Source organism: Gilvimarinus gilvus (assembly GCF_030518155.1).
In the GTDB taxonomy this organism is placed as follows: domain Bacteria; phylum Pseudomonadota; class Gammaproteobacteria; order Pseudomonadales; family Cellvibrionaceae; genus Gilvimarinus; species Gilvimarinus gilvus.
Genome location: NZ_JAULRU010000783.1, coordinates 106,447 through 119,089, shown reverse-complemented (window position 1 = coordinate 119,089; position 12,643 = coordinate 106,447). Strand labels below are relative to the sequence as shown.

Genomic DNA, 12,643 nt, shown 5'->3' with positions numbered 1-12,643 from the left:
CTAATGATAAGTAGAAGTGAAAGCGAGCACGCCAGGCCACGGCTTCTGGTGCTTGACGTGGACAACACGCTGCTCAGCACTCGACTTTACGAGCCTGAGGGAGTGCGGTCCTGTGAGCGAAATACGTCTCAAGAAGAATTTCTAGAGCAGCTTCCTACCGGGGGCATTCTTCTAGAAGAGCCAATGGCGAAAGTCTACCCAAGGCCTCACCTTGAAGCGTTTATTAAAGGCGTGAAAGACCTAGGCTATGACTTGGCTTTGTGCACAACCGCGTCGTTAGAGTATATAGAGCTCGTGCTTCCGCTTTGTGGTATCGATCTTCGTGACTTCTTATTCGTGCAAACACACGACGACCTGAAGAACCGAGGATTTGAGAAGGTTAAGGACGTTCGAAGCTTCGTTGAGCATGGGTATGCCCTAAAGGATATCGTGGCCATTGATGATCGTCCTGAAGTTCATAAGAAAACTGACAATGTGCTGAAAATTCTTGCTTTCCATGCCGTGGATGAGCGCTATGCACTGGATGACCAGCTTCTGCTAATGCTTGAGCGACTCGCGTACCTCGCAGAGCGGTCTTTACCAGAGTTTAGGGAAACGATCCGCGGTGAGTATTGCAGAGAGAAGCAGGTGAGTCGGCTGGTCCGACTCGCGTTTGATTCATCCAAATATCTGCCTTCTTTAGGGATTTATCCGAAGTTTTTCCCCAAGCTGCATCCCGACCCTCAGCATTACCCCGGGTTTACTGTTGTCGACCACATCAAGACGTTCTTGGTTTACAAGAGTTATGGATTGGTGGGAAAGATTCAGGTAGAACCTGAAGGTTATATGGTCAATAATTTATGCCCTGATGTATGGGACGACGTGCCTGGCGGCGAAATGCTAGTACAGCGTGAAGAGTTTAGGTCAAAGAATATTTTCTGGGGCTTGGACGTGTACGAGGCTGTAGAGGTTTGTCAAGATTTAGGCTACAAGGTGGTGACGTCCGATGATACGTTGACGCTCGCGGCTATTTCGCTACAGCGGTTCGCGGGTGATATTCACGTTTTAGCCTCTGATGCCGAACTTGATGATAGATTCTGATAGCGAACTATTCTAGGCCGAGATCTGCGGAAGGTTAATACAATGGTTACCAAAAAAGACGCTAAGAAAGGAAAGAGGGCTCTGTTTTTGATGAGCTACTACAGATTACGCAATAATTTCTTATAATTCAGATCTGGCACTATCCAATACTTAGATATGCGCATATGAGCGCAAAGCCTCGTTCGAATACACACGGCCCGTCAAGAATCGAGTTACCCGTTACGTGCATCGTAGCTGCCAAATAAAATGAAATATACGCCAAATCATCGAGTTGCTCCGTGGAACATAGGAATTTTGGGCTCAGGAGGTAACTCAAGTTGCAACATCACTTGGTTCAGGCGGTAAGCTGGGCTGAAATTTGGCTCTTATAGCGCACCGGATCGCTGAGGCAGATTAAAGCCCCGGCAGACTCTGAGGAAACTCTACAGGCGCCCTATTTATCGGCCAAAGCGCCTTTGGCTAAACTGAGCCCAAAGCCCGCCTCATCAAGGACCGTGTCTCTTAAAGGGTGGGGAATGTAGGACATATCTCACAGCCGAAACAGCCATTCCCCACATGACAGATGACCAAAAATTGGCCACACTTATCGAGCTGTCGCCCCCACCGGCGCCCTAAGGATGGATGCCAGGGATATGCATTGGATTGCCGGGGCGGCAGCCATTTCTTACGCTGCAGTCAATAACGCACCCGCAACAGTTCGAAATTCGCCTTTTTCATTGAGTGGTCCGTTACAGTCAACGACACTCTAGCGGCGTCAGAACGGTCTACGCTTTGCAAAAATAAACCGACCAGCTTCTAATAGCACAGGTAATGCCATGAGCGATGAATCATTAACAATCAGCGTAGCTTCCGACCTTCATCTGGAGTTCTACAAAGATTGGAAATCAAAGATTCCTCACTTTGATCAAGACAGTGACGTTATTATTTTGGCTGGAGACATCGCGACCGGTGATCGGATATACGGGAGTGTTCGTGAAATTGCAGAAGTTCATCCCCACTCCGAAATTGTCGTTATTGCTGGGAATCACGAGTACTACAATTGCGAATACACAACTCGTCTTGCGGAAATGAGGAACGAGTTTGCCAAGATTGAGCGCGTACACTTTCTGGAAAATGACGGGCTCCTGATAAAAGGCTACCGTATTCTAGGCTGCACTCTTTGGACTGGCTTTGACATATGGGATGACTCACTTATCGATATGTCTAAAAATTATTGTAGACACAGCATATCGGACTTCCATGCAATTCATTTCGGAGGTAGATGCCTGGAGCCAGACGACATTGCTAGCCTCTATGAGTCAAGTCGCAGCTGGTTAGCACAAGAGCTGGCAGTGGTTGAACGTGCTAAATCGATTGTCGTAACCCACTTTCCTCCGTGCGAAGAAACAACACATCCGGGCTTTGGGATCGACGCGATGACGACCTACTTTCAGGCAAACTGCATCGACCTTATAAATGAGTATCAACCGGCCTTGTGGGTCTATGGACACAACCACTGGTCACAAGACTTGAGGATAAAAAAGACAAGGCTCTATTCAAATCAACTGGGGTATCCAAATGAACAGAGTGTCACTCCGGCTTTTTCACTTGGAACTGTTAATGAATAGTAAATTTACGATTGTAACGCCATTATCGTGACGAAATAGGGGGATTACTCACCCATTGCGTCAACGGCGCTCTAATAATACGCCCATGGCCTTCAAACAGTTGTGCCGCCCAGCCTAAGCCCTGTACGCTTGTTCATTGATCACCTATGCGCCTATAACGTGAGCACATCACCTCTTTTTATGTGTCCAGCTTAACCTTGCCACTACCGTTCAGTATTTTGACATATGATATCAATAGTCTAGAGTGTAGTGGTCGATCTTTAGGTTCCAATAATTTAAAAGTCCAATCATGATACGTTGAACAAAACAGGGATAATATGGATATTTCAACACACCCCAGCGGTAAGGGGAAATCTTCTGACTCAGATGAAAGTGAGTTTAGCTTAAGTAAGCCCTATGAAATGCCACCGATGTATCAAGCTTACCTCGATGGACGTCTGGGATTGGAGTTCGGAGTAACGTATAAATCAGGGAAATTCAAAGTACATAACGCGTTTCCCATCGATATCATTGTGAAGGGGATCTCTGAGGGCCCCTTGAAAACTTGGCGGCGAGAATCCGAGCGATCCGTACTAGTTGAGGCTGGCAGTTCAGCCACAATTGATGCGAAGATCTATCAACCGAATCAACCACTAGTGATCACTGAACGTCCTTGCGGAGGCTTCTTGGGTATCGTCATGACGCCAGATGAGTTTGGAGACGATACCTTCGATCTGTATATTGATACTGGATTAATGGTGCAATCACACGCTATTGGCAACCCTCCAGCCCCTTCTGGCAGCGCTCTTATTCCCCAGAGCTCTCAAGCGGTCTTAATTAGTGCAGGTGCTGCCGGAAACAATCAATACGTCCTAAGGCATCAATATTGGGCGCTATCCCCCAACTCTTTTACCCTATTGCCAAATCAAAGGGTCTCCCAGTCGAGTCAAATCAGAACCGGGGTGAGCAGGGAATCATCGACCGTGGAGCATTTTTCCTCTGTGTTGAACGCCTCTACGGAGGCAAACTGGGGAGCGTTCTCGGCATCAGTATCCGGTCAATTGTCTTATTCGAGAACAAGACAGCAAAGTGTCAGTATTACGGAAACTAAAAGCATTATAAAAACGATAGAACATGACGCAGGGAATGATGTACCCAGTTCAGCTGTATTGCTGTGGCAACTTCGAGATAGGGTTACGATTGTCAAAAGAGTTCATAAAGTATACGAAACTATGGCATCCGTCGAAAATACTGAAACACCTATTTTGCCTAAATTCATGCTGTATGATATTTCTGATGGCATGCAGGGAATCGCCAAGGAGTATAGTTTTGACACTTATGTGATTAAATCAGGCCGAGGGAACGAACAGTGAATATCGACACTGCCAACTTTTTAGAAATCGAACCGTTTACGCTAAGTCAAACGGATCAGTTGTATCTTCAGGGCATGCTTTGCTCTCCGGAAAAGCCCGCATCAACTCATTCAGTAGAAGTAAGAAATAATCTACCGATTGCGGTCAACGTGGCTTTAGTTTCCAATACAGGACAACTTATGACTGGTGATGATTGGAATTACGACTTAAGGTCTACGGGGGATTCAAAAGCAAAGCATACACTTAAGTTACCGTCCAAATGCGTATTGGTATTTACTGACATTTCGACTGGAGCTTTCATTACGACGAGAGTTTACCCAGACCCCAGTCACGATGCCTACCCCGATAAAGACAAAATAATTGATTTGTGGGTTACCGATCTAATTCCGCCGGGTGCGATCGGTGCCCCACCTAAAAGTGGAGGTTCTACCATCATACCGCCACAATCTCAATCTGTTTTAGTCGGATACGGCCACATTCGAGATAGCGATGGGCATCGATACTTTGCCTTGCGCTCTCAAAATTGGCAATTATCGCCAGATTCGTACTCCATTATTCCTGGACAGAGCGAGGAATCGACCGTCGGAGTGACAGTCGGTCACTCTGAATTCTCAAGTACTTCAGAGCTGTTTTCAAAACAAATGTCAATTAGTTCGGGAGCGAGCTGGTTTGGCGTTAATGCAAGTATTTCAGCCGCTCTAACACGCGACACATCTGTACAGCACTCTCTAACTTATACAGAGGAAACCTACTATGAGAAAACAATCAACATTTCAGCTGCGGGTGTAGAGTCTCCCACCGTAATTTATCTCTGGCAAATACATGACTGCATCACTTTGATCAAATTCAAGGATAAGGATACGACTCACCCTACCATTCTAGCTTCATCTGAGAACGTACTTGCACCGGCACTACCCCGAGTACATCAAGACAACGTTACCGCAGTAGAATTGTTGGCTCTTCAATCCAGGTTTCCAGCTTATGTTTAGAGGGTTACTTTTTGTTGGTTTCATACCGATAATTGTGGGGCTAAGTGCGTGCACCTCAAGCCCGACGGAAACAGTTTTCAATGGAGTGATCGACGACAAGAGAGACGATCAAATACGAATTCACTTCCTAAACTCTGGCGCAGGTAGTTGTCAGCTTATCGAATGCGCTGATAGTAAGAGCGTTTTGATGTTTGATTGCGGTAGCAGTTCTTCCGTTGGAGCCATGTCTAAAGTTCAAGTAGCTGACTATATTCGAGATATTGTAAAGAATAAGGAAGTTCGATTTGCGGTCTCTCACCCTGATATCGATCACTACAACTACTTGCCCTATGTGTTTGATAAAAAGAAAGTAACGAATACGTCATTTCAGTCACTCGTTTTAGGGTTGTCACGCTTTGACTACAACACCAACTTTCAAAATTGGATGAATAATAATTTTGGCATTCATGATATTTATGACGACTATGTAATAGACCCAAACTATTCAACCCCCAAAGGGAAGGAACGAGAGGAGCCGCTAAGTTGTCCAGGCATTAATACTCGTGTCTTGATTGCAAATGCGGCAACGATTAATGATCCCAACGCTGCCTCAATGGTTTTGCTTCTGGAGGGGGACAGAATGGTTCAGAGTATATATTTGCCAGGGGATGCCACAAACAGAACCTATAGGGCGATGTTGGGACGCGGAACATTTCCTGAAGATGTAACGGTGGCCGCGATGGCCCATCATGGAGCTGTCACCAAAGATTCAAACTCTTCCGGCCTGGTTAACAGAATAAAGCCCTATATCGTCGTGTCGCAGACAGGTACAAAATATGGACACCCAATATGCAGTGTCGTCGACACATACAAAAGCTATACGAAAACTACCGGCGGCAATATTAAGGAGGCGCAAAAGCATATTCTTCAGTGTGACAAGGTGAGTGGAGGCACACGAACGGATTCAAAAAGTATGAGTTTTGCCATCTACGATACTTGGTCAAACGGTACCGTTGTCATTGCGTTGGAGGGGGATGAAGAGGCAGTCACTTGTTTGACGAACGATCTAGCAGGACTCTCCACGACATGCGCTCTTAAGTAAATTTCCACAGACCACTTAGAAGCAATCAATCTCTTTTTAAGAACAGTTTTTTGGCCGGCAGTAGTTAGGATAGATTCCATTCACCACCTACCATTGTCGATCGAATCGGCACACAGAAAAAGTAAAAATAATTTTGTTTTCCAACTGGTTGACAGCGTCTATCCGGCCGCCAGCATCTAGCTATAGATATAAAATATAGTAGAGTCAATTACCACATTAATAGTTCACAAAAATAGAGACAAACACTATGATTAAAATTGCAAAAGTATTTCTGTTATTCCTTGTAATACCGCTGATTTCTTCCGCCGATGATGACTTTAAAGCATCTGGGAAATTACTTGTTGTCCCAGACTCTAGGGGTAACCTTCATATCACCAGCGTCACATCTTCTCTACACGTAAACAGTGGCTGTGGGAGTGAAGACCAAAAATGTACATGCACGAACAGTGACAATCTTCTGAAAATACATGGAAAGGGAACATCCGGTACGTCGACAGGGCTGGACTTCACTTGTAGCTGGCAGTTAAATACAGAGGAAGGCTCCTGCCTGGTTCAATGGAGAGTCGACATCCCTCATTCTGGAAAAAATGGCTCCAATGTACAGGTCACCGATGGGTGCCAGCTCGTTCCGGAGCAGACCCCTACTATTACGTGCTCTGATCATGTTTTCCCTTCCCTGTACGGTCAAATAGAAATGACAGGTAAGGAATCATCTGGGAACCCGGGTCAGATTCCAAAGGGATCTTGCAACTAGCTCAGAACACTCTCGCCATCAAAGGCAAGGCACGTGCTTTTAGTGATGTGAGGTTTTAAATGATTGAACGCGCACAATAGCGTCACTTTCGATTCGTTGTCAGATGATTCGCCACAAGGTCTCGATCTTGGCGTTAGGCACTGGTCGACTCTACAAAAGCCGACCAGTGCTCGATATACGTTCTGAAAAAGCACTTAATTTAGACTTCAACGGCTACGGAAATCATAAAAAATACCTTACTCCCGCTTAGGTGTGTGCTGTTCCGAGTGTTAGTAACTCTGTACTTTGAGTTTTAGGTTCTGATCAAAAACTATTAATGCAAAAATTAAAGTCGGTATGTATCGCAAGTGAAGTTTTCCTAAAGTTTACTGTAAGTACAGGAGCACCTTTGAAAAAAATAGTAAATATCTTCAGTATTATTGGGGTTTTCGCTACAGTTTTCTCGTCTTATGTTAGCTATCTAGCTTATGCAGAAGATGCCAGTAGTGTAGAGGGAGGATTTATTCATGTCATCCACTGGAAATATGCTCAGGCTTTATCTCCAACAGGTTACGAAGTTAAAAGTACGTCTCTTTCGGTAATTCCAAATGGTTATGAATTTACTCTTGCTAAAGGAGCATCAACTTTGTTGACTTTGGAAAGTCGAGTTCCTTTTTCATTATCTCATACAAAAGAGAGTAGCTCTCTGGTTATGCTTGATGGAAAAAGAAATTATATGAATGTTGGCGAAAAGGACGATGTTCCAAACACAAACTGTTATGTCTGGCTTTATGAGGTCGAAAATAACCAATCCTCTTTCCAGTTGCGGTGTGACAATACCTAATAAACACAATGGCAATCGCCCTACTGAATCTCTCTGGGGTTCTTTGCTATGGTATCGGCCGGATTTTAATTGGACATTAGGTTGATTGCTCACGGTGTAGTGGAAAGTTCAAATAATCATGTGGCTTGATTTTTTTGGTTTTTGCCGTCGACATTTGGTTCTGGCTTTATGACGCTTAGTGTAGTATCAATATTGGTGTTAATTTAATTTAGGGAGATTTGAATATGGCTTTAGATGGCCAAAATGGTGACGGCCCAGGGTCAAAATATCAATGGAGTGATGTGATTTCTTGGGTTGCCAAGCGAACCACATGGATTATCTTGGTGGGGGTTGGTTTTATTTATTTAGCTCAAACATCAGAGCTAGAAAGTTCTTTTTTGGGTTGGTTGCCGCAACTTTTAGGTACGGTTGGAGGGACATTAGTCACGGCTGCTGTCTTGGGTTTTGCGATTTCAGATGGCGAGTATGTCAAATTGCTTAGAGAGCATGTGGCTCAAGCCATATTCACTCCTCAGCATTACAGCTCAAAAGGTGAGTTGGTAACAAGGTGGAGAGATATTACAGAATATTTATTAAGTGGTGTTCTCCCTTTTTCAAGCAAAGATGCCGCCTTAGAGATTCAAAGGAGTTATATATCGGCTAAGAATGACTATCACTTTGAGGAAGTGGAGATCTCGATAGACATTTTGATAGATCCTTCCGGGACAAAGGCAAAGATCATTCAGGAGAGTAGAAGCAGGCTTGTTATCTCCCCTTCTTGCGAGAAGCCAATTATAAATCAAAAAATAACCATGGTGGAAGGAAGCTCTGCGAACTTGAACTGCTTAGAAATCAACGGCAAGGCTATTGATATTGAGAAATGTTTTGAGCCATGTGAGGATGAGCCGGGCGCTTATAAACTGATTTATGAAATACCAAAAGAGCAAATTTTAATGAACTCTGGAGATGATCGCTATTGTACATATAAACGTGTTTATTGTATGGAGCAAGATCTGCAGCAGGAGCCCTTCTTGGCGACCAACATTAAAAGATATGTCAAAGGTCTGACTGTAGAGTCGAAGATCAGAGTGGAGGGGGGGGGTGAAGAGGCTGGAGACTCTCCCTACAAGCTTCACTTTAAAAGGTTTGGAATGAATGGCAATAAGTCGCTGAAACCCTATCGTAGCAACGGGAAAACCAAGTGGGAGGTGGCTGGAATAGGGGATTTGCTACTCCCTGGAGAGTCTTATATAATTATCATAATTAAGTCATGATTTTAGAATGAGCTGGATGGAGTGACCTATGTCAATTTCGACCGAAGACTTCTAGGTTGTTGATTACAAAGGAATTAAAGGATGACTCCTGTCGCCTTTATAGCATGTAAAAATCACATGTGAGACGGCTGAAGGGGCGCCAAGAAATCTTATTGGTAGCCCCTTTGCTATTTTACCCTTTACGCCTATTTCTAACTTGAGCCTTGTCTCAGGTCCCAGAGAGCTATTGGTGTTTCATTTCAAAGTTTGCGTGTACTCAGTTGCAAGGGTGAAAACCTTTAGCATCTTTTGTCCTTGGATAATAAATATTGGTTCAAAGGTTGAGTTCTTAGCAAAGGCCTTCCAGGTTCGGCGATCTATGCTCGAGGGGGTTGGTATTGGTTCTGGATGGGTGTGCCACTCTCCAATGCAGTTGATTTCTCCTTTAGATGTTTTGTATAGATGTTTTGCGGCTATCAAATGCTTCGGGTCTTCTCGTTGGAAGAATGTGCGAGTTGCCTTGTCTAGAGGTTGTGGGGTTGTTAACGATAGTATGTGAATCGTATCTGCACTGACTTTTGCAAAAAGAAGGCCGCCTGATTCAGGATCAGTGATTTTAATCTGTCTGTATAAAGAGATTGCATTAGTCACACTTGGCTCAATAATTACCTCTTTTCCTTCAGAAGAATTCGCCCATTTTTCTTTAGTTCTTAATGTGAGCATAATGGACAGTCCGCGTGTTTTTCTGGTGTGGCATCAGGGCGATTCTGACAATGCTCTAAGTCTATTACGTCGAATCGTAGAGTGTGTTTAGAGTGCCCCGCAAGGGTGTCCAGCAGGTGCGCTGCTGCTAGATGTGCCGATCTCATAGATACGCCTGCACCATAAGGATGAAAGCTTCCATGGCAGCCTTGAACTACAAGTGGCGCACTGTGGTTGCTTGTTTCTAGCGGGTATCTTGATTTGAATTTATCTCCTTGTAGCTGCCATAAGCATCGATAACATGGCGTGGATTTGCTTCGGTCTAGAATCAATGAGCAACCCGCAGCACCGTGTCCGTAAATCCATGCGTGTTGTATGATCTGAGTTGGCTTAACATTCTCGGTATAGTATTTTGCTAGATTAATGCTTGTAGTTTGATCGCCAGTGGAGTCAATGACAATCCTACTCTTACTGACTGCAGTAAAGCAGTCCTCCAGGATGTCTGGCTTAAAGTCGATTGCTAGAAAGGGGTACTGCTGTTTGAGATGTTGCGCTAACGCATGTGCTTTGTTCATTCCTACGAATTTAAGGCCTAGGATGTGTCTAGCAATATTCTCTGCCTTAAGCGTATCGGAGTCAATAATTAGCAGAGAGCCTCTTTTACCATTACCTGCACCTAGGCTGCATAGTATTTGCGCCAAATAGCCACCAAGTGTCCCTGCGCCAATAAGTACAACAGGCCTGTCTGCAAGAGGTGCCGGAGTTTCAGGTGTGTTTCTTGTTAGTATGCGTCGAGGCTCGACATTTTCTACGCTAAATCTTCTTATTGAGCTGGGGGTTTTTTTTGAAATTAAAGCGATCGCTTTAAAGCGTTTTGTCTTAATGGCATCTTTGAGAGGCTTGGGCCAAATAAAACTCACGCCACATCCAGCCCAACCGCTATCATTTCTCCAAAAGAGCAATATTTGACCTGAGCGAGGCGGGCTTTTAGTTTTGATTTGAGGCCATACTGCTTCGCATAGCCTTCGAACGCCACCTGGGTCGTTGTAACTCAACCATTCGAAAAGCTCGGCCAAAGAATCAGGTGGGGTAGCGTTGATGAATTTTACTGGAGGGGCAGCCAGTTGTACTGCGATCCATGAATGCTTTGCGGTAAGTGGAGCCAACCAGTCTGAACATTGTTCTTCTTCAGCTAACCAAAGAATATTATCCCCTTCAGAGGTTGGATTTTGTCTTTCTGTAAATATAGCCCTATTCTGAGGGGGGGAGGCCAAGCAGAGGGTGTTAGATTTGGTAGTCCAGTAACCGCTAAAATCTCTAGCGATCAATTCTGTAGGTGGACTTTTTCCTGAATTCTCCTCAAGTAAAGTGATTATATCGTTGATTGAGGCGGCGACCATGTTGAGTGCACTTGCACAATCCCACCAAGCCTGACTGATGTCAATATAGCAAATGCCCCCTTTAGGGCTTATGCCACGGGTTGACAATTTGGCGCGAATCTCTGTGTTGCGGTCCCAAGATGGAATGCGGGCAACGGGGTAGCCACTGAGGTCTTTTTTAAGACAAAGCTCTATGTCAATATTCAAACCAGCAATGAGCGTGTAACCGATAAAGTACATACTATCGGGCACTTCTTCACGCTCAAATTGAGTGAAACCTCTGTCAGCTAGGTATGCTGAGATTTCATTTAATGAGTTTTTTATGTTACTACCCAGATGTACTTTTTGGAGTGGCGTAAAGTGGCTTTACAATGGATTTTCCTTGGCGATCAATGGTGCCTTCGGTAACAATGAGATCTGGGGCGTTCGGGATGCGTGAGCCAAATAATTCTATTAACTTGTCGTTGGCTTCTGTTTTTGCCACAACTTTTGCCAGCATGAATTTACGTTTTAGTATCTCAAAACTGTTACGGTAGGCTAATAAGTTTTCGTCGCTAATGCGAGCCCTTAGATCTTCAGTGGCCTCAGGATTATCAGGTGTAGGGCAGGGGACATTAACTGCTTCGTCGAGCGATTGTGGAAGGCGGTCGACGACATACTTTAGAATTTCGCAATGGGTCATGCCTTCGGTATCTTCAGGGTATATTTGAATGGCTTGAGCTAAAAGGAAGATAGATGATGGGCCGCCACCTGAAGGCCAAACCTCTTCTCTCCAAGCTTTAATGTATCGGCAAATTGGGCGAATGACGGGGCCTAGTCGATCAAATTCAGCTAACACCCAGTTCCTAAGTGCAATGGAGTCCGAGGCAAGCCAACCTTCATCTTTGTGCGCCAGATGAATGACTGTAGGTTCCACATTATCAGTCAAAAATTTGGCTTCAGCCATGAAGTCAGGCGATGCCCCGAAAGAGATAAACTCTCTAGAGTCTTCGTTGAAAATCAGGCTGGCAGCAGCTACGGAAGAGCGGATATGCTCCTTGCCATCATCAGGATAGGCATAAAGCGGTATGTCGATATGAGTTTTACTATCTAAAATCACCCTTGCGCAGGTGGGCTTTCTTTTGTCTGGGGTTGGCATTCTCCATTTGCCATGTCGGTGTGTGCGAATGTGTTGCTCGAGAATACGATCAACTATTTCATGGTAGATCTTTGTGGCTGTTCTCCCTGCTTCTCCATCACCTAAGTTGGAAAATGGTAGGTACATGCCCATATCAATATCTAGTGACTGACCTGGCTTATCAACATTGTTTAGCGTGCCGTAGGCTTGAGATCCCTGAATAACGAAAAGGGGAGTGGCAAGCTTAAAGGGAAGATTTCCAGATTTATTAACCTCATGAATACCTTCTCTCAGGGCCGTTTTGAGCTCCCGAGCAGCTGATTGAAGCGAGCGGTCTTCGTCTTCTGGCAAATTTAATTGGCGAAGTAGTCCGTATGGCTCGCTTCTCTTACGGGTGAATAATTGCTCCAAATTATTGGGCATAGCGCTAACCTCCTGGTTGCCGAATGGAAGGACCCTCAAGTTGGCCGCAATTCACCAACAGGCCAAAGCGATATACCCTATTCGGCCGAAAAGTATAGAAGAGG

Annotated in this window: 10 protein-coding genes; 7 read left to right on the top strand and 3 right to left on the bottom strand. The window is 44.8% G+C overall.

Annotated features, from left to right (window positions below):
- From QWI17_RS20075 to QWI17_RS20045, 7 genes are all read left to right on the top strand, one after another.
- Nucleotides 1–1,080: NIF family HAD-type phosphatase (locus QWI17_RS20075; RefSeq protein ID WP_302724312.1), on the top strand; the 1,080-nt coding region annotated here is incomplete at its 5' end.
- Between the two features lie 815 nt (nt 1,081–1,895).
- Entirely contained in the window at nt 1,896–2,687 is a 792-nt protein-coding gene (locus tag QWI17_RS20070; protein ID WP_302724311.1) for a metallophosphoesterase, read from the top strand.
- Between the two features lie 317 nt (nt 2,688–3,004).
- Nucleotides 3,005–4,039, top strand: coding sequence for a hypothetical protein (locus QWI17_RS20065; protein ID WP_302724310.1), 1,035 nt, complete (start codon nt 3,005–3,007; stop codon nt 4,037–4,039).
- On the top strand, nt 4,036–5,028 hold the full coding sequence (locus QWI17_RS20060) for a hypothetical protein (protein WP_302724309.1): 993 nt from the start codon (nt 4,036–4,038) through the stop codon (nt 5,026–5,028). Before QWI17_RS20065 ends, QWI17_RS20060 begins: the two co-directional genes overlap by 4 nt.
- Nucleotides 5,021–6,109, top strand: a complete 1,089-nt coding sequence (locus tag QWI17_RS20055) for a ComEC/Rec2 family competence protein (RefSeq protein ID WP_302724308.1) — start codon at nt 5,021–5,023, stop codon at nt 6,107–6,109. Before QWI17_RS20060 ends, QWI17_RS20055 begins: the two co-directional genes overlap by 8 nt.
- A 1,142-nt stretch (nt 6,110–7,251) precedes the next feature.
- Nucleotides 7,252–7,686 carry a hypothetical protein gene (locus tag QWI17_RS20050; protein WP_302724307.1) on the top strand — a complete coding sequence of 145 codons (435 nt, stop codon included), beginning with the start codon at nt 7,252–7,254 and terminating at the stop codon, nt 7,684–7,686.
- 224 nt (nt 7,687–7,910) lie between these two features.
- Nucleotides 7,911–8,939, top strand: coding sequence for a hypothetical protein (locus tag QWI17_RS20045; RefSeq protein ID WP_302724306.1), 1,029 nt, complete (start codon nt 7,911–7,913; stop codon nt 8,937–8,939).
- 234 nt (nt 8,940–9,173) lie between these two features.
- Here the strand turns inward: QWI17_RS20045 and QWI17_RS20040 are convergent, their stop codons facing one another.
- The 3 genes from QWI17_RS20040 to QWI17_RS20030 all read right to left on the bottom strand — a co-directional run bounded on the left by QWI17_RS20040 (nt 9,174) and on the right by QWI17_RS20030 (nt 12,539).
- Nucleotides 9,174–9,641 carry a Mov34/MPN/PAD-1 family protein gene (locus QWI17_RS20040; RefSeq protein ID WP_302724305.1) on the bottom strand — a complete coding sequence of 156 codons (468 nt, stop codon included), beginning with the start codon at nt 9,639–9,641 and terminating at the stop codon, nt 9,174–9,176.
- Nucleotides 9,629–11,239, bottom strand: a complete 1,611-nt coding sequence (locus QWI17_RS20035) for a ThiF family adenylyltransferase (protein ID WP_302724304.1) — start codon at nt 11,237–11,239, stop codon at nt 9,629–9,631. Before QWI17_RS20035 ends, QWI17_RS20040 begins: the two co-directional genes overlap by 13 nt.
- An 88-nt stretch (nt 11,240–11,327) precedes the next feature.
- Nucleotides 11,328–12,539 carry a CBASS cGAMP synthase gene (locus QWI17_RS20030; protein ID WP_302724303.1) on the bottom strand — a complete coding sequence of 404 codons (1,212 nt, stop codon included), beginning with the start codon at nt 12,537–12,539 and terminating at the stop codon, nt 11,328–11,330.
- Nucleotides 12,540–12,643: the final 104 nt, after the last annotated feature.